The 21,645-nt window shown below is 68.7% G+C and carries 27 protein-coding genes and 1 pseudogene; 17 read left to right on the top strand and 11 right to left on the bottom strand.

Annotated features, from left to right (window positions below):
* Both Mrose_RS18935 and Mrose_RS19470 read right to left on the bottom strand, forming a co-directional pair.
* Positions 1-395, bottom strand: a pseudogene (locus Mrose_RS18935) (hypothetical protein); the annotation flags it as partial.
* A gap of 160 nt (positions 396-555) precedes the next feature.
* Positions 556-744: a hypothetical protein gene (locus tag Mrose_RS19470; protein ID WP_245969937.1), complete on the bottom strand. Its 189-nt coding sequence runs from the start codon at positions 742-744 to the stop codon at positions 556-558.
* Here Mrose_RS19470 and Mrose_RS19680 point away from each other — a divergent pair.
* A complete protein-coding gene (locus tag Mrose_RS19680) occupies positions 663-962 on the top strand; it encodes an NlpC/P60 family protein (protein ID WP_275052665.1) in 300 nt (99 codons plus the stop codon). The two genes, Mrose_RS19470 and Mrose_RS19680, sit on opposite strands and share 82 nt — an antisense overlap.
* A 530-nt stretch (positions 963-1,492) precedes the next feature.
* On the opposite strand, the gene Mrose_RS14045 is transcribed toward Mrose_RS19680, so the two are convergent.
* From Mrose_RS14045 to Mrose_RS14030, 4 genes are all read right to left on the bottom strand, one after another.
* The gene (locus tag Mrose_RS14045; RefSeq protein WP_119279288.1) at positions 1,493-3,547 is read right to left on the bottom strand and encodes a prolyl oligopeptidase family serine peptidase; all 2,055 of its coding nucleotides are present in this window, start codon (positions 3,545-3,547) and stop codon (positions 1,493-1,495) included.
* Complete coding sequence (locus tag Mrose_RS14040) at positions 3,531-4,826, bottom strand: MFS transporter (protein WP_182482831.1); 1,296 nt, start codon at positions 4,824-4,826, stop codon at positions 3,531-3,533. Before Mrose_RS14040 ends, Mrose_RS14045 begins: the two co-directional genes overlap by 17 nt.
* A 54-nt stretch (positions 4,827-4,880) precedes the next feature.
* A complete protein-coding gene (locus Mrose_RS14035) occupies positions 4,881-5,579 on the bottom strand; it encodes a flavoprotein (RefSeq protein WP_119279284.1) in 699 nt (232 codons plus the stop codon).
* A 290-nt stretch (positions 5,580-5,869) separates the two neighbouring features.
* Positions 5,870-7,240, bottom strand: coding sequence for a radical SAM/SPASM domain-containing protein (locus Mrose_RS14030; protein ID WP_220452338.1), 1,371 nt, complete (start codon positions 7,238-7,240; stop codon positions 5,870-5,872).
* A 79-nt stretch (positions 7,241-7,319) separates the two neighbouring features.
* On the opposite strand from Mrose_RS14030, the gene Mrose_RS14025 reads away from it, so the two are divergent.
* Both Mrose_RS14025 and Mrose_RS14020 read left to right on the top strand, forming a co-directional pair.
* The gene (locus Mrose_RS14025) at positions 7,320-7,973 is read left to right on the top strand and encodes a hypothetical protein (protein WP_119279282.1); all 654 of its coding nucleotides are present in this window, start codon (positions 7,320-7,322) and stop codon (positions 7,971-7,973) included.
* A 203-nt stretch (positions 7,974-8,176) separates the two neighbouring features.
* On the top strand, positions 8,177-8,440 hold the full coding sequence (locus tag Mrose_RS14020; protein ID WP_119279280.1) for a hypothetical protein: 264 nt from the start codon (positions 8,177-8,179) through the stop codon (positions 8,438-8,440).
* Between the two features lie 106 nt (positions 8,441-8,546).
* On the opposite strand, the gene Mrose_RS14015 is transcribed toward Mrose_RS14020, so the two are convergent.
* Genes Mrose_RS14015 through Mrose_RS14000 form a run of 4 tightly spaced genes read right to left on the bottom strand, consistent with a single transcriptional unit; the run spans position 8,547 to position 11,380 of the window.
* Positions 8,547-8,864, bottom strand: coding sequence for a hypothetical protein (locus Mrose_RS14015; RefSeq protein ID WP_119279278.1), 318 nt, complete (start codon positions 8,862-8,864; stop codon positions 8,547-8,549).
* A gap of 34 nt (positions 8,865-8,898) precedes the next feature.
* The gene (locus tag Mrose_RS14010) at positions 8,899-10,536 is read right to left on the bottom strand and encodes a S8 family peptidase (protein WP_119279276.1); all 1,638 of its coding nucleotides are present in this window, start codon (positions 10,534-10,536) and stop codon (positions 8,899-8,901) included.
* A complete protein-coding gene (locus tag Mrose_RS14005; protein WP_119279275.1) occupies positions 10,482-11,135 on the bottom strand; it encodes a hypothetical protein in 654 nt (217 codons plus the stop codon). Before Mrose_RS14005 ends, Mrose_RS14010 begins: the two co-directional genes overlap by 55 nt.
* A gap of 14 nt (positions 11,136-11,149) precedes the next feature.
* Entirely contained in the window at positions 11,150-11,380 is a 231-nt protein-coding gene (locus tag Mrose_RS14000) for a hypothetical protein (RefSeq protein ID WP_119279273.1), read from the bottom strand.
* 712 nt (positions 11,381-12,092) lie between these two features.
* Here Mrose_RS14000 and Mrose_RS18930 point away from each other — a divergent pair.
* The 11 genes from Mrose_RS18930 (at position 12,093) to Mrose_RS13950 (ending at position 19,271) form a co-directional block, all read left to right on the top strand.
* Positions 12,093-12,260, top strand: coding sequence for a hypothetical protein (locus Mrose_RS18930; RefSeq protein ID WP_182482830.1), 168 nt, complete (start codon positions 12,093-12,095; stop codon positions 12,258-12,260).
* 19 nt (positions 12,261-12,279) lie between these two features.
* The gene (locus Mrose_RS18925) at positions 12,280-12,441 is read left to right on the top strand and encodes a hypothetical protein (RefSeq protein WP_182482829.1); all 162 of its coding nucleotides are present in this window, start codon (positions 12,280-12,282) and stop codon (positions 12,439-12,441) included.
* A gap of 64 nt (positions 12,442-12,505) precedes the next feature.
* Positions 12,506-12,883, top strand: a complete 378-nt coding sequence (locus Mrose_RS13990) for a hypothetical protein (protein ID WP_119279269.1) — start codon at positions 12,506-12,508, stop codon at positions 12,881-12,883.
* Between the two features lie 79 nt (positions 12,884-12,962).
* On the top strand, positions 12,963-13,199 hold the full coding sequence (locus tag Mrose_RS13985) for a PqqD family protein (RefSeq protein ID WP_182482828.1): 237 nt from the start codon (positions 12,963-12,965) through the stop codon (positions 13,197-13,199).
* A 12-nt stretch (positions 13,200-13,211) separates the two neighbouring features.
* Positions 13,212-14,372 (top strand): radical SAM/SPASM domain-containing protein, encoded by a 1,161-nt coding sequence (locus Mrose_RS13980; RefSeq protein ID WP_182482827.1) that lies wholly within the window; start codon positions 13,212-13,214, stop codon positions 14,370-14,372.
* Positions 14,373-14,379: 7 nt separating this feature from the next.
* A complete protein-coding gene (locus tag Mrose_RS13975; RefSeq protein ID WP_119279263.1) occupies positions 14,380-14,982 on the top strand; it encodes a hypothetical protein in 603 nt (200 codons plus the stop codon).
* A 3-nt stretch (positions 14,983-14,985) separates the two neighbouring features.
* A complete protein-coding gene (locus Mrose_RS18920; protein WP_182482826.1) occupies positions 14,986-15,987 on the top strand; it encodes a hypothetical protein in 1,002 nt (333 codons plus the stop codon).
* Positions 15,984-16,718, top strand: a complete 735-nt coding sequence (locus Mrose_RS13965; RefSeq protein WP_170159507.1) for an SDR family NAD(P)-dependent oxidoreductase — start codon at positions 15,984-15,986, stop codon at positions 16,716-16,718. Before Mrose_RS18920 ends, Mrose_RS13965 begins: the two co-directional genes overlap by 4 nt.
* Before the next feature lie 12 nt (positions 16,719-16,730).
* The gene (locus Mrose_RS13960) at positions 16,731-17,522 is read left to right on the top strand and encodes a class I SAM-dependent methyltransferase (RefSeq protein ID WP_119279257.1); all 792 of its coding nucleotides are present in this window, start codon (positions 16,731-16,733) and stop codon (positions 17,520-17,522) included.
* Between the two features lie 2 nt (positions 17,523-17,524).
* Positions 17,525-18,484: an ABC transporter ATP-binding protein gene (locus Mrose_RS13955; RefSeq protein ID WP_119279255.1), complete on the top strand. Its 960-nt coding sequence runs from the start codon at positions 17,525-17,527 to the stop codon at positions 18,482-18,484.
* Positions 18,474-19,271, top strand: a complete 798-nt coding sequence (locus Mrose_RS13950) for an ABC transporter permease (protein ID WP_147371669.1) — start codon at positions 18,474-18,476, stop codon at positions 19,269-19,271. The genes Mrose_RS13955 and Mrose_RS13950 overlap by 11 nt, the downstream gene beginning before the upstream one ends.
* Before the next feature lie 151 nt (positions 19,272-19,422).
* Here the strand turns inward: Mrose_RS13950 and Mrose_RS19675 are convergent, their stop codons facing one another.
* Positions 19,423-19,554: a hypothetical protein gene (locus Mrose_RS19675; RefSeq protein WP_275052664.1), complete on the bottom strand. Its 132-nt coding sequence runs from the start codon at positions 19,552-19,554 to the stop codon at positions 19,423-19,425.
* A 35-nt stretch (positions 19,555-19,589) separates the two neighbouring features.
* On the opposite strand from Mrose_RS19675, the gene Mrose_RS13945 reads away from it, so the two are divergent.
* The 3 genes from Mrose_RS13945 to Mrose_RS13935 all read left to right on the top strand — a co-directional run bounded on the left by Mrose_RS13945 (position 19,590) and on the right by Mrose_RS13935 (position 21,343).
* A complete protein-coding gene (locus Mrose_RS13945) occupies positions 19,590-19,958 on the top strand; it encodes an SH3 domain-containing protein (RefSeq protein WP_119279251.1) in 369 nt (122 codons plus the stop codon).
* Positions 19,959-20,157: 199 nt separating this feature from the next.
* The gene (locus Mrose_RS13940; protein WP_119279249.1) at positions 20,158-20,574 is read left to right on the top strand and encodes a hypothetical protein; all 417 of its coding nucleotides are present in this window, start codon (positions 20,158-20,160) and stop codon (positions 20,572-20,574) included.
* Positions 20,567-21,343, top strand: coding sequence for a hypothetical protein (locus tag Mrose_RS13935; protein WP_119279247.1), 777 nt, complete (start codon positions 20,567-20,569; stop codon positions 21,341-21,343). The genes Mrose_RS13940 and Mrose_RS13935 overlap by 8 nt, the downstream gene beginning before the upstream one ends.
* Positions 21,344-21,645: the final 302 nt, after the last annotated feature.

Genomic DNA, 21,645 nt, shown 5'->3' with positions numbered 1-21,645 from the left:
CCATCAGCTGCACGCAGCGCCGCCGCGCCATGGCCGCCGCGGAGTGGCTCAGCTTGAACAGCCTCACCCCCTGCAGCAGCAGGTCGTCGTAGTCCAGCACGCCCAGCTCCTTCTTGGCGTCGGCGTACATCGTCGCCAGCTGCACGTCGTCCCAGCCGCTGTTGGCCGCCCGCCTCGCCCAGCACCCGGCGCAGCTCCTCGCGGGCCGGCCCCGCCAGGCGCAGCAGCAGGCGGTTGTGCTCGCCGTCGAGGTCCACCTCGGCCAGCGCGCCCAGCGCCTCCAGGCGGCTCATCTCGGCCTCCTGGGCCATGCGCACGCCCACCAGCAGCGCCCCCAGGCCCACCACCACCACCACGCCCAGCACCACCAGCAGCGCGAACCCCTCGCGCCTCACGCGAACCACCCCCGCCGCGGCGGGAGGCGCACCGGGCGGTGCACTGGCGCCCGCCCGTCCCAAAGGGGGTCGTTCGCCCGGTGCAGGGCCGCAGGCCCTCCCGACAGGGGATCGTCCGATCGGTGCACAGAGCTTGCTCTGTCCCGAAGGGGATCGTCCGCTAGCGGCCCCATCGCCGCACCACCCCCTCCACCAGGGCCAGGCCGCCGAGCAGGGCCGCCCCCGCCAGCGCGAGGGCGCGGGCCGGGGCGGAGGCCGCCGGCCCGGATCCCTCCGCCCCGCCCAGGAGCCACCCCGCCGCGGCCAGCGCCAGGCCCAGTCCCAGGCCCAGCAGCACCTGCCCCAGCACCAGCAGCGCCGCCCGTCACCACCGCCTACCTGCTGCCGGGGGATCTGGTGTTCTTCCGCGCGCCGGGTCGGCCGGTGGACCACGTGGGCCTGGTGCTGTGGGACGGCCTGATGGCCCACGCCAGCCAGGCCCGCGGGGGCGTGGTGGTCGAGCCCATGAGCCGCTACATCGGGGCCCGCCGCCCGCTGGCCGGGGTGGTGCCCGCAAAGTCCTATTGAGGAAATATATATTGACTACTCGGGCAGCCTCGGCTAGGATGGGGCCGTGATCCGCCTGGATGGTCGCGCGAGAGCGCAAACGGGAACGGCCCGTGTCCGGGTCCCCTGCTCGCTGCCGGGAGCCGGGGGGGGAAACGGACCTCACACCGCCCGCCGGGGCAACCAATGCGCCCCTTCGGCAAACCTCGCGCTCCGAGGCCCGGCCAGGGGTACAGGGCGCGCGGGGGCGAGACCGGGCAGGCGGCGGCGGCTACTCCTCGGGTAGGCCCCGCCCCATCGCATTCGAGCCTTGCCGTCCCGAGGCGCGTCATAAGCCCCCCAGGCCTGGCCCGGGCCGTCGCGGAGGGGGTACGTCCTGCGGCAGAGGTGCCCGGGCACCAGGGCTAAATCGTCTTGCGGAGGGGCGGCGCGGGGCCGGAGCGGGCCCCGCGCCTTCGTGTGCATGCAGGGGCCTCAGGGGAACACACACCCGTCCGGTGGAAGGCAGCGGCTAGCAGTCGAGGGAAACGGGCGCAGATCCCGCCGAGCCCCTACGGACAAGCCTGCGTTGTGGCCTTTTCGGCTATATCTCCGTGGGTGTCTCGACCGACACAGGCCAACACAAAGGCCCACTCCAGGGCGGCGTCCTCGAGTTCGTCGATCAGGTTCCCCGCCCCCAGATGGCCCGTATCCAGGTGGGTCTTCAGGAGGAGCCGGTTGCGGCCGGTGCGATAGCTTCGGATGCGGGCCACCCACTTCGCGGGCATCCAGTACGGCACTCTCGTGTCGTTCATGGCCCCCACCGCCAGGATGGCGGGGTAACGGCCGGGCTTGAGGTTCTGATAAGGCGAGTACGAGAACATGTAGGCGAGCTCGTCTGGGGCGTCTGGGTCGCCCCATTCGGCGGTCTCCAGGGCCGAGAGAGCGCTGGTTTCGTCGAGCATCCCGCCCACAACATCCACGAACGGCACCCTAGCCACCACCGCCCGGAACAGGTCGGGCCGCGCGTTGAGCGCGGCGCCCACCGCCGCCCCACCCGCGCTGACACCCGCAAGCACCAAGGAATCGGGACAGGCATAGCCCTCGCGGATAAGGTGTTGGGCGCAGGCAATCACGTCGAGGGCCGCATTGCGCTTGTTCAGCCGCCTCCCCCCGTCGTGCCAGGCCTGGCCCCGCTCGCCCCCGCCGCGGATATGCCCAATAGCGAAGGCCACACCCCGGTCCAGCAGAGGCAGGCGGAAGGGGCTGAAGCTAGGGCTGGTGACCGCGCCGTATGCCCCGTAGACGTAGAGATACAACGGGCGTACGGTTCCCGCGGCGCAACCGTGGCGGTAGACCAGAGAGATCGGGATAGCGCTCCCGTCGTCGGTCTCGGCCCAGACTCGCTCCGCGCAGTAGTTCCCGGAGTCGTAGCCCGGGATGCTGTGGCGATGGACCAGCCGCACCGATCGCGTTTCCAGGTCGACCTCCCAAAGTCCCTCCGGTGTGACCAGGGAGCTGAACTCGAACCGGAACCAGCGAGCGTGGTAGTCACCGTTTTCGGCTGGAGAAAACACCCCGAGACCTTCCGGCACCCCGGCTTCAGGGGCTGGGATTGGCCAAGTCTCTCCCTGTGCCAGGTCATGGACCCAAATCCGCCCGCACCCGTTCTCGTGGCCGTAGATGACCAGGTGGCTGGCGAAGGCGTCCATCCCTGAAACGACCCCCTCGGCTGGACTAAGCGCCTCGATCCATCCCTCTGGCGGGGTTGGTTCGCAGGGAGCAAACATCACACGGAGATCTGTCCGGTCGAGGTTCGTCAACACCGCGAAGCGATCCCGGCAGTGCTCCAGCCAGTAGCGTAGCCTCTCTCTGCGCTGATAAAACAGCTGTACCGGGCGATTCGGACGGTCCAGCTCGAGGTAATGGACCTCGGTGTCCTCGGCACCGACCGAGGTCACGAAAAGATAGGCCCGGCTGCGCGAACGCGCGAGCGTGAGCGCATAATGCTCGTTTGGTTCAACCAGCAGGGTCTGGTGGCCTACTCCCTGCGGCCCGAGTGGCCGGAACAGCAAGCGCTCGGGCCGCCCTGACTCGCTCAGCCCCAGAAGATAGAGGCCCTTTCCGTCCGGCGACCACTCGAAATCAGCGTATACGTCGGGTATTTCCTCCAAGAATCTGCCATTCTCGAGATCCCTAACCAGCACTGTATACCGCTCGTGCCCAGTAAGGTCAATGGACAGTGCGATCTTGCTATGGTCATCGTTGGGCTTGATCGAGCCGACCATGGCATGTAGGCTCCCACGCTCGGAGGCCAGCTCTCCCACGTCTACGAGCACCTCCTCTTCCAAAGTCCCCACCCGGCGGCGGCAGAAAACGGGCCATCCGTCAGGCGAATCCGTGCGGTCGTAATAGAGGTAGTTGCCAATCGGCATGGCCGGTGACTCCGTAAACACACTCCTCAGGGCCATGAGCTCGCTTATGACAGCACGGTAGAGCCCGACGTGCCCCGCGAGAAACCTCTCGACGCGGGTGTTCTCGTCCTCGAGGAAGCGCCTTGTCCGCGGATCGCACAGGTCTTCCAACCAAGCGAATTCGTCAGGCTTAGGGTTATGGCTGTCTGACATGATCTTCCTGCCCCTGAGCCGCTACGCTTCCTTCCGAAGGCGGGCTGGCTCTCTTCAGCAGGGGCACCAGGACGAGCCAGCCCGCCAGCGCCACGATCACCGAGATGGTGGCGGACGCCGACAGCAGGGCGCGGGGCTCGAGCAGCGGGACCAGATAGCCCGACAGGCTCGAGGCCGCGAGGAACAGGGCCGTCGTGGACATGTCTACCGCGCTGCGCACGCGCCCGAGGTAGGACAGGGGGACGTAGCGCTGGTCCAGGGTGTCGCGGGCGATGTTGAAGGGGGCGTTGCCCAGGGAGGTGAGGATCACCCCCAGCACCAGCACGGGCAGGCTCCACGCGGCGGCCACCAGGGTCGCCCCGAGGGCCATCAGGCCGAGACTGGCGGCCAGCAGGCGCTCGAGCCGGGCCCGGTGGGCCAGCCAGACGACGTAGCCGCCCACCAGCATCTGGGCGACGCCGTTGGTGGCGGCGAGCCAAGCTAAGTCAGGCGCGTTGTGGCCAAGGGTTCTCGTGATGAAGAAGATCATCACGGTGCCATTGATCCCCGCGGCCAGAGCGGTTGTGGAGGTGATGGCGAAGTTAGCCAGAATCAGGCGCGCACCGAGAAGATAGCGGAGGCCCGCACGGATATCGCCCCACAATGAACTCCGCCCCCGGGATGGAGTCCCTGATTCTGTGGGCTGAAGGCGGTGGGGGGGCAGCGCTAGCCCGATGAGCAGCGCCGATAACAAGAAGGTGGCAGCGTCCGCCACGAAAGCCACTCCTGGGCCCACAGTCGTGTAGAGCACGGCGCCCAGGGCCGGGCCCGCGATGAGGGCGGCCTGCTGGCCGATGACGAGCAACCCGTTGCCCTGCTCGAGCTGGCGGTCTTCGACGACGCGGGGCAGCACGGTGCCGGCGGCCACCTCCGCGACAGCTGAGAACAGTGTGGCTAGTAGTATGACCGGGTAGACCAACCACAGGCTGTGGCTGACCACCGCGTAGACCAGCGCCAGGCTGAGCAGAGCGCGGGCCAGGTCGGCCCCGACCAGGATGGCCCGCCGGTTAAAGCGGTCCACGAACACCCCGGCCAGGGGGCTGAGCAACAGGTAGGGTACCGTCTCTGCAACGGTAATCGCAGCGATAGCCAGGCCAGACTGGCCGCTCTCGGCAAAGACCCACAGCAGCAGGGTCATGCGGCGAACAGCGTCCCCTGCCGAAGAGACAGTCTGCGCCGCCCAGAACGCCAGGAACGCAGGGTTGCGGAAGATGCTGGAATACGGTGGGGTAGCTTGCACGTTCGTACCTTGCAGTCCGGTGAGCAGGAGGCTCCTACGGATCGGCTTCTCCGGTCACGGTGGGGTCGGGGTCGGATTCACAAGCGGGGGTTCGGCCGCCGCCTCGGTCATGAGTTGCAGCCGCTCAAGCTTCCTCTGGAAGGGGGTCTTGGGCTTTTCGCGGGTGGCTTCGTCCCAGTACTCCTCCTTGAGGCGCCTCATCCGCACGTGTCTCAGGTGCCGCACGACCTCTTCCGGTGTTGGTGCCGCCATGCCTGTTTCCCACTCGCCCGAACCGACGGCGACCCCTGGGGCAGGTGGGATGACGTAGTGCCCGTCCGTTGTCAGCGTCCTTAGGTTGCGCTGTACGGCGGGACTGCGCCACATCGAGGGGTTCATTGAGGGCGCGAAAATCACAGGTCCAGGGTAGCTGACGATGGCCGCGGCCAGGAGATTGTCGGCGATCCCATTCGCGGCCTTGCTGATGATGTCTGCACAGGCAGGAATTACCACAAACAAGTCGGCCCACCGGGTCAGCTGGATGTGGGGGGTCTTCACCTCGGTAGACCGGTCCCAGAAGTCCACGAAAACCCTGTCATCAAGATAAAGTTCCAGCACGGCCGGGCTCACCATCTTGGCCGCGGACGGCGTCATGATCACCTTAACCTGCCTCGCCAGGACCGTTCGGAAGTGGAATAGGTAGTTGTGGAGGTTGACGCACTGTATGCCCCCCGATACGCCAACGAGCAGGTTGTCACAGAGTGAGGAGGACATAGTCGTTCATTCCGGTCCCGCCTAGCCGCTGCGGCTAGGCGGGACCGGAGCTGCCTAGCAGAGGCAGTTGACGTTGGTGTTGGGACGGGTGCCGGGTCGAGAGGCCTGCACGGGTTTTACGATCCACCTGATCTGTTTGGCCTGCATGGTCTACCTCCATTCGAACGCTTGATACCCGAGACCGATCGGATGACGCTGAGGTTTATTTCGATCACCGTGATGTTTCTATGAGCCTCCGCACATCACCTCCCTCCTCCCGATCAGCCGAAGCCGCACATGATTCCGCGCGGTCAGCCTCTCGTACACTGCAGACCAGCGGAGACCCCATCGGCTTCGGGCATCGTCGCCTCGAGCTGGATGAGTTGGAGAGTCTCCCGGATGGTCACCTTCTCGGTCGGGCAGTGGCAATCGCCACTGTCCATCCAGTCCTTTGGACAGGCCGCCCCGTAGCAGCTCGGGCTGAAGAAGCAGGTCGAGCACTTCTTGCCCTCCTCCAGCCCGTTGGTTTCGCACCACAGGGCAACTTTGCGCCAGTCCAGGTCCATCGAGCCATCCGGGTGAAGCCGCCCGACGATGTTCCGGTCATGGTAGTCTAGCTCCACGGTGCACTTGTACACTTGACCGTCCGAGCCGATCACGAACGACCGCGGGTTCGCCGCGTAGCACACGACTCCGTTGGGCTGAAGGCTCTCCAGGACAAAGGTGTTGCGCAGACCCGCCTCGGTCGCCAACCGGCGGGCGCGCATGACAGCTTGGTAGGCCGAGTCCTGCTCACACACCTCGAGGCGGTCGTCATTCGCCCCGCCCCAGGTGCCAATGGCGTAGAAGCTGGTGGTGAAGCGAGGGTCTCCACCAAACTCTTGTGCGAGGAGCTGGAGGAATTCCTCCAAACGCCGTAGCCCTTCGGGATCAAAGTTGTGCCGCAGGGATACCACGAAGGGGTAGCTCGTGGACTTGAGGTAGCGGAGGTTATCCATGATCCGCCTAAACGAGGGCGCGCCGTCAATCGGCACGCGTCGCTTGTCATGCTCTTCTTCAACCCCGTCTAGGGTGATCTGGAGAAACGACAAGCCATAGGGGAGCAGTTGCTCGGCGAGGTCGGGGGTGAGGAGGGAACCGTTGGTTGTCAGGCTCGAGCTGAAGCGGATCCCGTGGCTCTGGCAGTAGATGTGGAAATGTTGGGTCAGCTCGACAACCACATCGGCGGCGAGAAGCGGCTCACCCCCGAACCAGCTGAGATCAAATTGTTCCAGCCTGCTCTGGGTCGCCACGAACCGCTTAATCCCCTCGCGCAGTTCAGGCGGCATCTTGCCGCGCTCGAACGATTCATAGCAGTAGGTGCAGCGGAAGTTGCACGCCTCCGTGGGCATGACGATGAGCCTCAAGCTGTGATCATCGTACTTCCGCAGGTACTGTAGGTGGCGCAGCTCGTTCTCGTCTGTGCCCTCGGGGATGAGGAAGCCGCCCTCGCTGAGGTCCTGGAGAATGCCCTCTAGCGGAGCCCGGTGCCGCGCGCTGCGCTTTAGTGCCCCCTTGACGTAGGCGGCCTGCCCCGGCGGCACCGCACAGATCGCTCCATTGAGGGTGTTATAGATAACGAGGGAGCCCGTTTCGGAGGTCGAGTAGCTCAAGTACTTGGTCGGCACGTAGTGCCTGCTCACCCTGCACCTCGCTTCCTGAAAAAGTGATCCCAAGGGGCTGTACGAAGCTGGAGGCATCCTATGTGTTAGCCTTGTTAAAATGGAAGATCAATCTCTGAATAGGTCGGAGATGGTCGTTAACGACCGGAAAGCGGCGGAGCTGTTGACCCGGCCCGAGGCGTTGGTCTACCTCGCGCCCTTCATGAAGGGGCCACGCAGCCTGAGGCAGGTCGCCGGGGAGCTCTCTACACCGATCCCGAACCTTCACTACTGGGCGGATAAGTTTCTACGCTTGGGGCTTCTCGAGGTGGTCAAGGTCGAGCGGCGTGTGGGAAGGCCAATCAGGTACTATCAAGCCCGAGCACAACGGTACATAGTGCCGCAAGAACTGGTTCCGATGGCGCACTTCGAACACACCGAACGCGTATGGAACCACAGGCTCTGGGTGGCCCTAGAGCAGGCATCTCCGGAGCTTCTACACCAGCGTGGGGTGGAGATTAGGCTCGAGCTCGACGGAACGCTCACTATCAACCCGTCCCAAGACCGCAAGGGATCCTGGGATATTCTGGGCGATGGGGTGCCCGCCGTACTCAACACCTGGAGCGATGCCCTGCTACTAGACCCTCCTGACGCTAAAGCGCTCCAGCGCGAGCTGTTGGAACTGTTCGAACGGTATCGCAGGAAATCGGGCAACCAGCGCTACATCATTCACATCGGGCTTGCCCCTCGTGAAGGCGACAGGCTGAGCAGGTGACAGCCTACCCCTCGGATCACGCCCCAGCTCCCTGATCGCTCTTGGCCCTCAAGGCTGGCCCCGGCGAATACAGGCTGGGGCTGGCATCAAAACCCGGAGCTTCGCGCCCATTCTCCCTAGCCCTGGTACGAGCCGGGTGGCACCGCTCCCCGGCTGCCGCGCCCGGCAATTCTGTGATATATGTATTCATCATAGGAGATTATATGAGGCACAGTGCGATCCCAATCCCCGAGAAGAGCCCCGCCCTGGCGCCCAGCCGGCGCCGCCTGAGCCGCCTGGTGGAGGAGTTGCTCGAGAGGCACCCCGACTGGACACCCGAGGCCATCCGCCGGGCGTTGTTCCTTCGCGGCCTGGCCGCCGACCCCTGCCTGCTGCGGGCCGAGGTCGAGGCCCAGGGCGCTGGTTACGGCGACCTGCTGCCGGTGCGGCTGGTCAGGGAGCGGCTGGGGCTTGAGGCGAGGCCGTGACCGTGGTCCATGGCCGTGACGAGGGCGCGCTGCAGCGCGCCCTGGAGGGCGTCCCCTGCGGGGCGGCCGCCGCGGTGCTCGTCCGCTACCGCCAGCACCCGCGCGGCTACCTGCGCCAGCCCCTGGGGGGCTCGGGCGAGACGGCCACCCGGTAGGGCTCGGCGAACCTGATCCTCAGGCCGTCCTCCCCCGCCTCGGCCAGCACGCCCTCGGGCAGCTCGGCCCCCGGGGCCAGGGCCGCGCCGGGGATGAACAGGGTGTGGGTGGCGGGGTCGTAGGTGTAGCTCAGGCGGCCGTTGCCCAGGAGCAGCAGGCTGTCGAAGCCGCCCAGCACGGTCAGGGGCATCGGGGCCGCCAGGGACAGGCTGAGGCCAAGGTAGAGGGCCAGCAGGAGGGGGCTAAAGCGTCTCGACAGGGCGTTCATACAGGCTTCCTCACGGTGATGCGGCACGCCGCTCTCAGAACAGGTAGACCTCCCGGCCGCCGTCGGCCACCTCCAGCGCGAGGGGTTCGGCGCTGAGGGTCTCCCCCGCCCGCGGGGTGAAGGGGCGGGGCGCGGAGATCAGCTCGCCCGCCTCCCCCAGCCGCCGGTCGCCGTCGGCGTCGGAGGCGGCCACCAGGGCGAGGGGCTGCCCGGCGGGGAGGTTGGAGAGGGTGTAGCTGAGGTCGGATTGCACCAGGGTCCAGGCCAGCGGCTTGCCGTCATCTCCCAGGGCCAGCAGGTAGGTGCGGGGCGTGCCGGGGGTGGCCGCGCGCCCGGTGGCCAGGCCGTGGCCGAAGTCGCGGTCGTAGCCCAGCACCCCCAGGTCGGTGGCGGTGCCCGCCAGCGTGGGGCGCAGCAGGTCGGGCCGGGTGCCGCTGGCCAGGGCCAGCGCCGCGACCCCGCTGACCAGGGGGGCGGCCATGCTGGTGCCCGCCCGCAGCCCGTAGCCCGCCTGGCCGCCGGGGGCCAGGTCGGTGGAGAGCAGGGCGTCGCAGACCCCGTCGCCGTCCTGGTCGGCACCGGGGTCGCCCCCGTAGGCGCTGAGCCACAGCCCCTCCCCCCGGTTGGCGTAGGAGGGCTGGTAGGCGCTGCGGGGCCCGGCCAGCGCCGTCACCGCGATCACGCCGGGCAGGGCGGCGGGGTAGCTCAGGAAGCGCTGCCCCGAGTTGCCGGCGGCGGCCACCAGGGCGATGCCCTCGGCCCGCACCGCCTGCACCGCCTGGGCCAGCACCTCCGAGTAGGCCTCAGTGCCCAGGCTGAGGTTGATGAGCTGGGGCCTGTTGGGGTTGGGGCGCTCGGGGTCCAGCCCGGCAGCCCACAGCAGGCCCTGGGCCAGGGTGAAGGCGCTGGTGCTGTCTTTGGCGATCACCCGCACCGGCACGACCTTGGCGCCGGGGGCCGCCCCCCGCACCCTCCCGCTGGCGGCGATGAGCCCGGCCACGTGGGTGCCGTGCCCGGCGGTGTCGGCGGAGTCGGGGTCGTCGTCGGCGAAGTCGTAGCCGGGGAGCAGGTTGGCCTGCAGGTCGGGGTGGTCCGGGAGCACCCCGGTGTCCACCACCGCCACCACCATGCCCTCCCCCCTCGTGCGCTCCCAGGCCGCGGGCAGGCCCATCAGGGGCAGGTGCCACTGGCCCTGGCCATCGGGGGTGGGTTCGGGCGGGGTGAGGCTGCAGGCGCCCTGGGCGGCGAGGGCCTCGAGGCGCACCACCGCGTCGTGCTCCACCCCCAGCACCCCCGGCCGGCCCTCCAGCCGCCGGCGGGCGGCCTCGGCCTGGGCCGGGGTGGCGAACTCCAGGCGGGTGAAGGCCACGCCCCGGCCCCGGTCCTGGTCTTGGCCCCGCCCGCCCCTGGGGCGCAGCACGAGGCCCGCGCGGCGCCTCAGGCCCGGGCCCCAGGCCCGCAGGACCCGCGGGCCCAGCGCCCCCGGCTCGTGCCGCACCACCAGGGCGTTCATCTGGCGTTCCCCGTCGGGGCGTCTGGCCCGGAAGCCGGTCTCGCCGCCGGTTCCGGTCGCGGGAAGGCGTTGGCCGGCGCCGGCGGGCAGCGCCACGCTCCCCTTCACCGCCCCCGCCTCGAGGTCCAGGCTGTAGGGCGCCGAGGCCTGGCCCGCCACCCACACCCGCAGGGTGAGCCGGCCGTAGCCCTGCGACTCGGGGAGGGTGTGGACCAGCCGGCCCCCCTCCAGCCCCGGGGGTGCTGCAGCCCGTCCACCTCGAGGCGGGTCAGGGTCTCGGCGGCCTCCAGGCCCTCCGGCGTGGCGGGCCAGCCCCGCCCGCTCAGGTACAGGGTGCGCCCGCTCAGCGCGGCCCCCTCGACGCGGGGGAGCACGGCGAGGGGGGCGCTGAGGGAGGTCTTGCCCTGGGCGTCGGGCCCCTCCCAGCGCAGGTAGAGGGTGGGCTGGCCGGCCAGCAGCGCGGGGGGCAGGGTGAAGCGCACGCCGCCCTGCACGGGCGTGGGGGTCAGGGCCAAGGGCGCGGCGAGGGGGCCCCCCTCCAGGCTCAGGCTGAAGCTCCGGGGGAGGGTGCCGTAGGCGGTGAGGGTGTCGCCCGGCACCGCGGGCAGGGACTCCACCGCGGTGAGGGTGTAGGTCTGGCTCGCAGGGTCGCCCTCGCCCTCCTCTCCCCCGCAGGCGGCCAGGAGGAGCAGCAGGGCCAGCCCGGAGACGAGCCCGAGGGTTGGGGTCCGGGTCCGGCGGCGGGGGTACGGCTCCATCGCGGCCAGGGTCATCAGGGCACCGTGAAGGAGCGGGGGTCGGAGAAGCTGAGGCCGTCCACCACGCCCTTCTCGTCGAAGGACACCCCGGCCACCCACCAGGAGTAGGTGCCGGAGGGCAGCGGCGCGCGGCCGTCGGGGTAGGTGGCCGAGAGCTCGGGGGTGACGCTCACCGTGCCGTCGGGGTTGGCGGGGTTGGTCCACAGCACCCGGGCGCGGGGGTCCCAGGGGTCCTTGTCCAGCACGAAGTACAGGTAGCTCGAACCGCCCGAGGTAGCTGAGGTGGAGGGCCCAGGTCAGGCGGATGTGCCCAGCCCGGCCCGGGTGCGCGCGCCGCAGGGCCTCGCCGAGGTAGTGCGCGGCCCGGGCATCCAGGCCGAGGGCCCCGCAGACCAGGCCTAGAAGGTGACCTATGGACGCCAGGAGCGCGCCGGTGTCGGAGGAGCGGTGGGCCACTCCCCAGGCCAGCTCCAGGGCCTCCGCGGCCTGGCCCAGTTCGCCATCGGCGAAGTGTACCGCCCCCCGTTCGCGCAGCCACAGGGCCCGGTCGAAGGCGTCGAGCTCGGCCTGCGGCACCTGCTCCAGCACCGCGGCCGCCAGCTTGGGCTGCCCGAGGAAGCGGTACACCGTGGCCAACTCGATGCCGGCCGCGCAACACCCCCGGGCCTGGGCCCGCAGCAGGAGTTCCTTGGCCTCCTGCAGCCTCCGCAGGTTGCATAAGCAGGCCCCCGCCATCCGGTCGTCCTGCGGGCTGGGTTGCGCCAGTCCCTGGTAATGCTCCAGACCGTCCGGGTACCGCTCGGTTAACACCAGCTCGTGCAAACTTATCGATCGCTGTCCTGGCGGGAACATAATACGATTATCCTCAAATCTCAAAACATTCACAATACGTACAGTTTCTATTTTTCACTTCGACGATCTCCCCTGCGACGAACCCGATGAACGCGGAGGCTTGCGATGAGTCTTTCCAGTCGGATTGTGGCTCTTCTGGCGGCTGTGGCCATCGGCCTGGGCATGGCCTGGGCCGACCCTAGCACGGTGGGCGGCGGCGGTCTGCGCGGCCCGTGGGGGGCGGTTACCCCGCCTGGTGTGGAGTCTGGGTGGGGCACCTACAGCCCCGCTTGAGGCTGGAGAGGAGGTGATCGTGATGGAGAAACCGGCCAAGACCTATGAGGCGCCCAAGCTGGTGCCGAAGTACGAGCCTCCGGTTCTGCTCGACCTCGAGCAGTTCGTGACGGTGGCGGGGTCGTGCAGCACCGGCGGCGGTAGCTGCTCGGGCTCGGGCTACACCCCCGGCGGCGGTTAATTGCCCCAGTGTTTAGCCCAGGTTGGCCCAGTGGGCCAACCTGGGGTTCTGGCTAGGTTGCTCGATGCTGAACGTGCGTAGTCCCGAGATCCAACAAGACGAGGGCGTGACGGTGGAGCTCTTTGCCAGCTTCCTGTCGGGCTTCGGCCGCAAGGTTTACCGGGTGGCCGAAGGGAAGGTGTTCCAGATACCCGCAGGGAGAGCCCACGCTCACGGAAACATCGACCTGCTCTACCCGGTCTCGGGCGAGATCTGGGTCGCGTACACGGACGCGAAGGGGCAGGTTTGCAAACAGCGCTTGGAGCCGGGAAAGGCTTACACGATTCCCCCCAACGTGCCGCACCAGGTCGAGATCCGCGGAGGGATCCTCGAGACGCTCTTCCCGACGACGGTTTATACCAAGACTATCCCCATGAGGTACCTCGAGGGGGGATTCTTCTGAACCGCAGGTCAAAGCAGGTGGCATGATGGAACACACGCTCGACTTACTCAGGCAGCGGCCAACGCTCATCGAACACGCTGTGATCAATGAGGATGAGTCAGGGGCGATTACGGTGCTCAACCCGGTCACGGGCAAGGTCTTCGTCATCAACGACGTGGGCCGCCGGGTGCTCGAGCTGTCCGACGGGAACCGTTCGCTCGAACAGATCATCGTGGCGGTCTGTGAAGAGTTCGCCCAGGCCGACCCGGACCTGGTACGCCGCGACGTGCAGGACTTCGTCGCGGGCTGTCTGGCAGCCCAGCTGCTGCAGGCCTAGGCGGAGGTGCCCGTGGAGACCGTAGTCGCCGAGCGGGTGCAGCAGGGGTCGGACCGCTTCCGCCCGCTGGTGTACTGGTACTTGAGCAACCGCTGCAACCTCACCTGCAAGCACTGCTGGGTCAGCTCCTCGCCCCATGCCGACACCTCCGCCGACCTCACTACGGAGGAGATCCTGGCCACCGTGGCCCAGCTGAAGGAAATCGACGCCAGCCTGGTGATCCTCACCGGCGGCGAGCCCCTGCTCCGCAAGGATGCGTTCACCATCATCGGGCACATCCTCGAGCACGGCCTCGCGTTGAGCGTGGAGACCAACGCCATGCTCATCCGGGACGAACACGTGCGCCTCTTTCGCGACGCGCTGGATCGGGGGGTCTTTGTCTGGATCAGCGTCAGCCTGGACGGTGGGACCCGGGAGGCCCACGAGTGGATACGCGGCCGGGGCAGCTTCGACCCGACGGTCAAGGCCCTGTACCGCCTGCGCGCGGCGAATATCCCCTTCGGGGTGCAGTGCGTGGTCAACCGCCAGAACTTCCGGAGCATCCCCGATCTCTTCCGGCTGGCCAACAACCTGGACTTCCACCCCCAGGACAACATCCTGGCCTTCCCCATCGTCAACCCTGTCGGCCGGGGGAGCGAGTCGAAGGACGACCTCGCGCTCACACCGGTCGAGTACGAGCAGGTGTTCCAGCTCATCCTCGGCGGAATGCGCGACTACAAGGGCGGGGTGCTCATCAAGGTCCCCCCGGCGGCCATCCCTTCGCGCTATCTGCAGTACCTCATGCGCGACAATCGCGTCAAATTCCTGGTCTCGTGCAGCTTCCCGTTACTGGGCATCCTCCCCGACGGCACCCTCTCGGTCTGCGCACTCACCGGCGCGGACGGGGGGCTAGTGCTTGGGCACCTGCGCCAGGACTCCATCGCCGAAGTAGTGAAGAACAGCATCGAGCCGCTGCGTAAGGACTACGAGAACGCCACCCTTACCGGGGTTTGCGCTGACTGCGTCTTCCGGCACAGCTGCAAGGGGAGCTGCCGGGCCTACGCCTACTCCGAGTTCGGGAGTTTCATCGGCCCGCACCCGCTGTGCGCCGCGCTGGAGAAGGCGGGGATGTTCCCCGATGTCTACCGCAACTCGTACCACCAGCGCCTCCGCAGCCGGGCGGGCGCGGCCTGAGAGGGTTATGCGGCTCGACCCCGACCGTTACGGTGCCGTACGACAGTGGCTCGCCTTTGTCGACCCTCAGCACCCGGTGGTCCGTCGGCTGGTGGAGGAAGCGGGGGCCGGGACCGAGCCTGAGCCCGTCCGTGATCCGTCCCGCACCCTCGACCTGCTCCTGAGACGGCTACGGGCCATCCGCTGGGTGGGCACCCAGGGCTGGGAGCCCTTCGAAAAGGCCTGGGGCATGGGGGAGGGTAACTGCATCACCCTGTCTGCCCTTTTGGTGTCGGCCCTGCTGGCCTGCGGGCTGCGGCAGAGCTGCGTCTTGGTCAGCGGAGGGGGACTCCTGGGCCAGGCGCTGGTGGCGGTGAGCTCGGCCAAGGGCCTGCTGACCGCCCACGCCTGGGCGGTGGCGGTGCTGCCGGGCAGTCCCGCCCTGATCATCGACCCTGTACGGATGGTACCGGAGGAGCTCGGCGGCCCTGCGGCCTTCAGCGCCCGGCTGAAGCTGGCCGCGCCGGTGGACCAGATCTGGACGATGGTCTTCGGAGCGCGCGAATTCCACCTGTTCGCCCATCCGGCGGCCTGCCAAGCTCACCTCGCTGGCTTGGCGCAAGGGGGTTAAGCCGTGCGATACGTGGTGTTCGGCACATGTCCCTACCCGGTACTGCAGGTGCTGCCGAAGCTGTCAGTCGGCTGCGATCGCGGAGCGCTCTACCTCCGGGGCGAGGCGGGGGTGCTCGAGCAGGCCCAGGAGTGGGGGTTGGTAGAGCTGGCCCAAGCAGGGGGGGTGGCCCGGCCCACCGCCCGCCTGGGCCTGGTGGACCCCGGGGCCTCCCGGAACATCGCCGACCGAGTGCAGTCGGTCCTCACAGGCTACCTCGAGGTGCTTGGCGAGGCGGCGGCGGATCTGGAGACAGGCTACCGACGCACCCCCGCCTGCACGGAGCAGGGCTGGGCGTGGGACCGGGTCCAGCACCTCGTGGTCGGCGGGTGGCTGATGGACCTCGGCTTCGCTCGCGCCGCCGCGGCGGCCAGCCACCCCCGGGCCGGGGCGGAATGGCGTGTGGTGGGCTATGCAGGGCTCCCGTTACCCGCCACGCAGTGCGGGGTGCGCCTCCGGTGGGGTACAGCCGCCGTACTGGGTGAGTTCTGGGCCGAGGACCGGCTCAGGGTTCCCGGGCTGCCCCTCAACCTCGAGCCCCACGAGCTTGACGTGCTGGCCGCGGTCGCGCGGGCGGGAGAGGCGCCGGCCGGGGAGATCCCGCCGGGTGTGGCCGGGAAGCTGCGCTACCTGGGTCTGCTCAGGGCTCCCGGCGCCAGGCGGCTGAAGCCCGCGTTGCCGGTCTTCGACCCGCCGGAGTGTGAATCCCTGGAAGCCAGGGTGCTGGGCTGGGCCCAGGCGCTCTACCGGGCATGCCGTGATGCGCTGCCGCCCGATCCGGGCGCGGAGGGTGAGGTGCTGCGGCTGGCCTTCTTCCGGGGGCTGCTCACTGCGGCCTATGCGGCGGCTCAAGGGGTGGGCATCCTCCCCATAGGCAGGGGGGGCGTCCCGAAGGGTTGGGGGCTATGGCTATGGCTCGAGCCCAGCCCGCAACAGTTGCTCGGCCATGCCGGGGAGGCCGTATGAAGGGAGCAATCGTCACCGGGGGCAGCGGCAGCATCGGAGCCGCCGTCGTGCGGGCGCTGGCGAGCGCGGCATACCGGGTGCACGTCCTCGACAAGCAGCCCCTCCCGGCCGCCCTCGAGTCGCTCGCGGGGATCACCGCGGTCGACCTGCGCGACCCCGCGGCCTGCCAGGCAGCGGTGGAGTCAGCGTGCCGGGAGCTTGGGTCCCTGGAGACACTGGTGTACTGCGCGGGGGTGCTGGGGCCTACCTGCCCGCTCGAGGCCGCCCCCCTGGAGGAGCTCTATGAGGTCGTCGCCGTCAACCTTGCGGGGGCCGTGGCCTGCGTACACGCAGCAGTGCCGCACCTGAAGGCGAGCGGCGGGGGTTCCGTCGTCTTCGTTGCCTCGATCTCGGCCGAGGTGGGGTCGAGTGCTGCCCCAGTCTACGGCGCGGCCAAGGCAGGCCTAGTCGGCTTAGCCAAGGGTTTGGCCCGACAGCTCGGGCGCCACCGGATCCGGGTCAACTGTGTCAGCCCGGGTTCGGTGGCCAGCACCCGGCTGCTCACCAATGCCCGGGGTTACCCCCTGACCCGGGCTGAGAGCTTGGCCATCTCTGCCCGCCTGCCGCTCGCGCGGTTGACCTCTGCGGAGGAGGTAGCTCAGGGCGTGCTGTACCTGTGTGGCCCGGGCGGGTGTTCGATCACCGGCACGAACCTGGTCATCGACGCGGGAGAGTCCCTCTGCACGGACTGAGGAGGCTATGTCATGGTTGCGACGTCTGTCGGTTTGGTGTGCCCCGCCTGCCGGGGCGATCTCGACGCGGAGGAACTGAGCCTGCGCTGCGCGTGCTGCGGGGAGCGGTTCCCGTACTTACCGGGGGTGGAGATCCCCGACCTGACCTTCCCCAAGCAACTCGCCGGGGAGACGGTCCGTCACCGCCAGCACTTCGACGAATTATCAGGACAGTACGACGAAGCCATCGCCCGGCTGCTCGAGGGCAGCGAGCCGGTGTTCCGACGGACCCTAGTACAGCAGCTCCAGCTCAAGCCCTACAACCGCGTGCTGGAGGTGGGCGTGGGGACAGGGAGCAACCTGCCACACCTCCTGGGCGCGGCGGAGGGGATCTCGGTAGAGGGGGTCGACCTCTCGCCGGGGATGGTCACGCTATGCGCGCAGCACCCGCTGGCCCGAGGACACGCTGTCAGGCTGGCGGTGGCCAACGCCGAGCACCTGCCCTACCCCGACGGGGCCTTCGACGCGGTCGTGCACTTCGGCTTCGTCAACGAGTTCGGCGACCCAGGGCGGGGCATCGCCGAGATGGCGCGGGTGGTCAAGCCCGGGGGCCGGGTGGTCATCAGCGACGACAGCATTCCCCGCCACCTGCGGGGCCTGCCCTGGGCTCGGGCCCTGATCACGGCCAACCCCTCCTTCGGCTGCGACCCGCCACTCACGCGGCTCCCGGCCGGCGTCACTGGCCTCGAGGTGCAGTGGTTCGCCAGCGTGTTCTATATCATTAGCTTCACCAAGGCCCCAGCCGGTCCTGGAGCAGGAGGGTAGCTGTGAACCTCTACGTCATCCGCGAGCTCACCAAACGCTACGAGGCGCGGGGGGTGCTGGCCAACGACGCGATCTCCCTCGACATCCGCCAGGGGGAGATCCTGGGGGTCTTCGGGCCCAACGGCGCCGGGAAGACCACCTTCGTGCGCCAGATCACCGCGCTGCTACGGCCCAGTTCGGGGCGCATCGAATTGCTGGGGCAGGACGTGGTGCGCCACCCGGCGGTGGTGCCGCGGTACGTAGGCTTTTTCGGCCAGCGGGCCCCCATCCTGCGCAACTACACGGTGGCCGAGGTGTTGGTCTATGCGGGGGTCCTCCGCGGGCTGCCCGCCGCGCGGGCCAGGCGCCAGGCCCACGCGCTGATCGACCGCTTCGAGCTCGGCGCCATCGCCGGCCAGAGGCTCGCGCAGCTCAGCGGGGGGCAGGCCCGCCTCCCGACCCTGTTGGCGACGTTCATGGGCGACCCGCGGGGGGTGGTGCTCGACGAACCGACCAATGAGCTGGACCCGGCCAACCGCAGCCGCCTGTGGCAGTTCCTCGACGAGCTGCGGGCCCAGCACGGGGTGACCGTGGTCCTCACCAGCCACAACCTGGCCGAGGCCGAGCGCTACGTCGAGCGGGCCGCGTTCATCGACCGCGGGCGGCTGGTCGCGCTGGGCACCCCCGGGGAACTCAAGCGGGCGGTGGCTAACCTGGTCCGCCTGGAGATCCGCATCAGGGAGCCCTTCCTCGCCTCCGTTGAGCCCCGGCTACGCGGGCTGCCCGGCAGCCGCAGCCCCAAGCCGGGGTTCTGGGAACTCACCGCCACCCCCGAGGAGGCCGACCGGCTGCTGGGCCGGGTCGTCGCCCTGGTCGGCCTGGAGGCCCTCGACGACTTCCGCCTGGTCACCCCCAGCATGGACGACGTTTACCTCCGGCTCACCTCCGGTGCCGCCGGCCCAGGAGTGCCCCATGCAGGCTGATCCTTCCCCCACCTTCCGCCTCGAGGCCCCTGCCCACGCCAGCGGGCCCCTCAAAGCCCTGCGCGACTTCGCCTGGCTGTTGCGGGCGGAGCTGTTCGTGCTGCGCGAGACCTGGTTCTGGTACTTCGTCCAGTCCTCCTTCGTCTCGGTCTCCTACTTCGTGTTCCTGTGGCTCCTGGTCGGGCGGCAGGCCCAGGCCGACGTGAGCTACCTGGTGGTGGGAAGCCTGGTGATGGGGCTGAGCTTCGGGGGGATGCTGTCGCTGGGCCAGCACCTGGGCTTCCTCAAGGAGGTGAGCGCCTTCGACTACTACGCGGCGCTGCCGATCTCCAAGGCCGCCTTCGTGGCCGCCGTGACCACCCGCGGCACGCTGCTGGCCCTGCCCGCGGCGGCGGTGACCGCGCTGCTGGCGGCCGCGTTCTTCGGCGTGAGCCTGCCGCCGGTGGCGGTGCCGATCCTGCTGCTCTCGGCCTACGCGATGTCCGGCTTCGGGGCGGTGATCGGCTTCTGGAGCCCCTCGGCCCAAGTCGCCAGCCTGCTGACCCAGATCCTCCAGACCGTCATCGTCTTCTTCGCCCCGGTCTACTACCCCCCCGCGGCCCTGCCCGACCCCCTCCGGGTGGTCGCCCACCTCTGGCCCACCACCCACGCGGCCACCGCCCTGCACGCCGCCATCTCGGGCCACACGGGCCCCGCGCTGTACGCACCGGTCTTGGTCCTGGCAGCGTTCTGCGCGGTGTCGCTGGTGCTGATCCCGCTGCGGCTGGACTGGCGCGCGCGACGTTGAGGCGGCGGGGAAGGGGCCAACCCCTGGCCCTCGGGTGCTGCCCCGCCCGCCGGGCGTGTTCGCGCCTTTCTCGGTCGGGGGGCCTTACCGGCGGACTGGGAGGATCCTCACCAGCTCAGCCCCACCGGGCCGGGCGGTGCCCCGCCGTCGCCTACCCGGCCGGGCCGGGTACCCTCGATCCCGTGCCCTCCTCGACGTAGGTGAAGCCCGCGCCGAAGGCCTCACGCAGCTCCCGCTCCTGGTGGGCCAGCCCGGCGCGGTGGGGAGCGCCAGCGTCTCCCACGAGGTTTGGGTCGAAGCCTCACCCTGTTGACCCTTATGCACGATATTTACGCCGGTCGTAGCAACGACCAGGCTATGGCGCAGCTGCTGGCGCAGGAACAGGAGCAGGGCGAGGTCCTACGCGAGATCTCCGAAGAGCTGCGCCACGTCCACGAGGCCGGAAAAGCGCTGGTGGCTCGCTTGGACGCCCCCTGCCAGGGGGTCTGCGCCAAGGCCGTGCGCGAGGCCCCGCTGCGCGCGGAAGCATCGCCCACGGGTGCGGTGGTTGCGCGGCTCTACCCCGGGGACTTGGTGGAGGTGCTGCACGAGGAGGGCCGCTGGGTGCGGGTACGCTACTTCCATGCCCGAACGGCCTACCCCAAGGAGGGCTGGGTCAACAAGGACCACCTGCGCCGGGCGTGCTGACGGCATGCGGAGAGGGGGAGGAGCGGGCCGGAAATTCCCCGCACAAGGGTTGGTTGGAGGAAGCCTTAATCGATACTCGGGAGCAGGTATGAAGAACCACTATCCGGGAGTAGGTATGGGGATAAGCCGTCACGCGAGCCCGGCGGCGGCTGGAGTCGGGGCATAGCTGCAAGCGACGATCGACACCATGGAGCCTAGTATGGAGCCTAGTGAGTTCGCGGAATTCTACGACGACCTGCGCCGGATGCTGGCAGGGTTCGGGCTGGGGTGGATCGCCGACCAGGTGGAGGCCGCTCTCGCCCTGGAAACCGATAACCCTGAGCAAAGCCCGGAAGACCGGGCAGCTCGCCGCCTCGAGGCCCTCCTCGACGGCGTGGAGCGGGTGTTCGCCGAGGCCTACTCGGTGAGCGCCGCGGCGTTCGAGGGGCTCTCCTCCCTCGCAGGGTCCGAGATCGTCTCCGTGGCCTTCGTGGAAGGCCCGGGGGAGGGGCCGGACGCTGAGCGCGAGGTGTACCGGGTAGACCGCGGGGTGGTCGACGGGCAGGGAGGACCGCTGGCCGAGCTCCGGGAGGCGCTCGAGGTGCTGCGGGCCGGGGTCCGGAGGGGCCGTGGCTAAGCCCAGCCTCAAGCGCCTGGAGGGCGCGATCACCCGCAATCTGGCCGCCCTCGGGCATACCGTCTCCGGCTTCTCCAGCGCCTCCGGCGGCGTCCTCCGCGACAACGACATGTACGAGGTCTACGCGTTCACGCTGCTGCTCAGGGCGGCTGAGGAGCAGGGGCTGTCCGTCGGTCTGGTAAACCTACGCTCCTCGAGAACGGGCCCGGGGCTCGAGGCCCGCTTCCGGGCCTCACCCGGGGACCTTCATGCAGGTCCGGGCTGTACTTTTGGGGTCGTCACGCCGCTGCCGCCTCTCTGGAAATACCTGGCGAGAGGGGCGCCCCTTGACCTGTCGACCTACGTCAGGGAGTTTATCCCTACGTTATGGCCTTCATGGCCTTTGCTCGCCGAGGTGCACACCGGGGTCAAGGTGATGGGGCACTCGGGGGTCGCGCACGAGGCCGACCTGCTGGTGTTGCCTACGTGGGAGGCCCAGGCCGCTCGCATCCGTAAGCGGGCGCCCAGGTACTGGCGCGTCCACCTGGTCGGCGAGTGCAAGTTCTATGCCGACAAACTAGGGCTGCCCTTGGGAAGGGCCTTCGTCGGCCTGGCCTCCGAGATCCGGCGTGGCGACCTCGTCCTGCTCACCAACTCCGCACGCACCGACAGCATCGGCGCCCTCGTCGCCACAAGGCCGCGACTCGCGTATATCGATTCCCTCACGCCGACCAAGCCTGCGGAGAAGATGTTCAAGCAGATCGCGGGGAAGGTATGGGCAAGGCTCTGATCCGGCTTCCTCTCGAGGAGGCTCGGCCAGGTCCCGGGTGGGCCAGGCGTGCTGGCTCGGGAAGCGAGACAAAGCTGATGGGGGAATTGGCCTGGCTGCAACGAGGCCTTGCCGTGCCCTCCCAGACCACGAGAGTAGTGCCTCGAGGGGCAAAAAGGGACAAAGCAGCTCGCTCATACCAACCTTAGATAGATAGTCATCCATTGGGGATCCACCTGAACCCCGCCACCCCCCGGATGACCTCGGGGTGCTCCTGGAGATAGACACAGCGCTCTACCAGACGCTCTTGCAAAGCCTCCAAG

The organism is Calidithermus roseus (genome assembly GCF_003574095.1).
In the GTDB taxonomy this organism is placed as follows: Bacteria; Deinococcota; Deinococci; order Deinococcales; family Thermaceae; genus Calidithermus; species Calidithermus roseus.
This window is presented reverse-complemented; position numbering and strand designations above follow the sequence as displayed.

Excerpts from the sequence above, each read along its gene's own strand:
- Mrose_RS14045 (WP_119279288.1), bottom strand. The coding sequence starts at position 3,547 with ATGTCAGACAGCCATAACCCTAAGCCTGACGAATTCGCTTGGTTGGAA.
- Mrose_RS14035 (WP_119279284.1), bottom strand. The coding sequence starts at position 5,579 with ATGTCCTCCTCACTCTGTGACAACCTGCTCGTTGGCGTATCGGGGGGC.
- Mrose_RS14025 (WP_119279282.1), top strand. The coding sequence starts at position 7,320 with ATGGAAGATCAATCTCTGAATAGGTCGGAGATGGTCGTTAACGACCGG.
- Mrose_RS14020 (WP_119279280.1), top strand. The coding sequence starts at position 8,177 with ATGAGGCACAGTGCGATCCCAATCCCCGAGAAGAGCCCCGCCCTGGCG.
- Mrose_RS14015 (WP_119279278.1), bottom strand. The coding sequence starts at position 8,864 with ATGAACGCCCTGTCGAGACGCTTTAGCCCCCTCCTGCTGGCCCTCTAC.
- Mrose_RS14005 (WP_119279275.1), bottom strand. The coding sequence starts at position 11,135 with ATGGAGCCGTACCCCCGCCGCCGGACCCGGACCCCAACCCTCGGGCTC.
- Mrose_RS18930 (WP_182482830.1), top strand. The coding sequence starts at position 12,093 with ATGAGTCTTTCCAGTCGGATTGTGGCTCTTCTGGCGGCTGTGGCCATC.
- Mrose_RS13990 (WP_119279269.1), top strand. The coding sequence starts at position 12,506 with ATGCTGAACGTGCGTAGTCCCGAGATCCAACAAGACGAGGGCGTGACG.
- Mrose_RS13975 (WP_119279263.1), top strand. The coding sequence starts at position 14,380 with ATGCGGCTCGACCCCGACCGTTACGGTGCCGTACGACAGTGGCTCGCC.
- Mrose_RS13965 (WP_170159507.1), top strand. The coding sequence starts at position 15,984 with ATGAAGGGAGCAATCGTCACCGGGGGCAGCGGCAGCATCGGAGCCGCC.
- Mrose_RS13960 (WP_119279257.1), top strand. The coding sequence starts at position 16,731 with ATGGTTGCGACGTCTGTCGGTTTGGTGTGCCCCGCCTGCCGGGGCGAT.
- Mrose_RS13950 (WP_147371669.1), top strand. The coding sequence starts at position 18,474 with ATGCAGGCTGATCCTTCCCCCACCTTCCGCCTCGAGGCCCCTGCCCAC.
- Mrose_RS13945 (WP_119279251.1), top strand. The coding sequence starts at position 19,590 with ATGCACGATATTTACGCCGGTCGTAGCAACGACCAGGCTATGGCGCAG.
- Mrose_RS13940 (WP_119279249.1), top strand. The coding sequence starts at position 20,158 with ATGGAGCCTAGTGAGTTCGCGGAATTCTACGACGACCTGCGCCGGATG.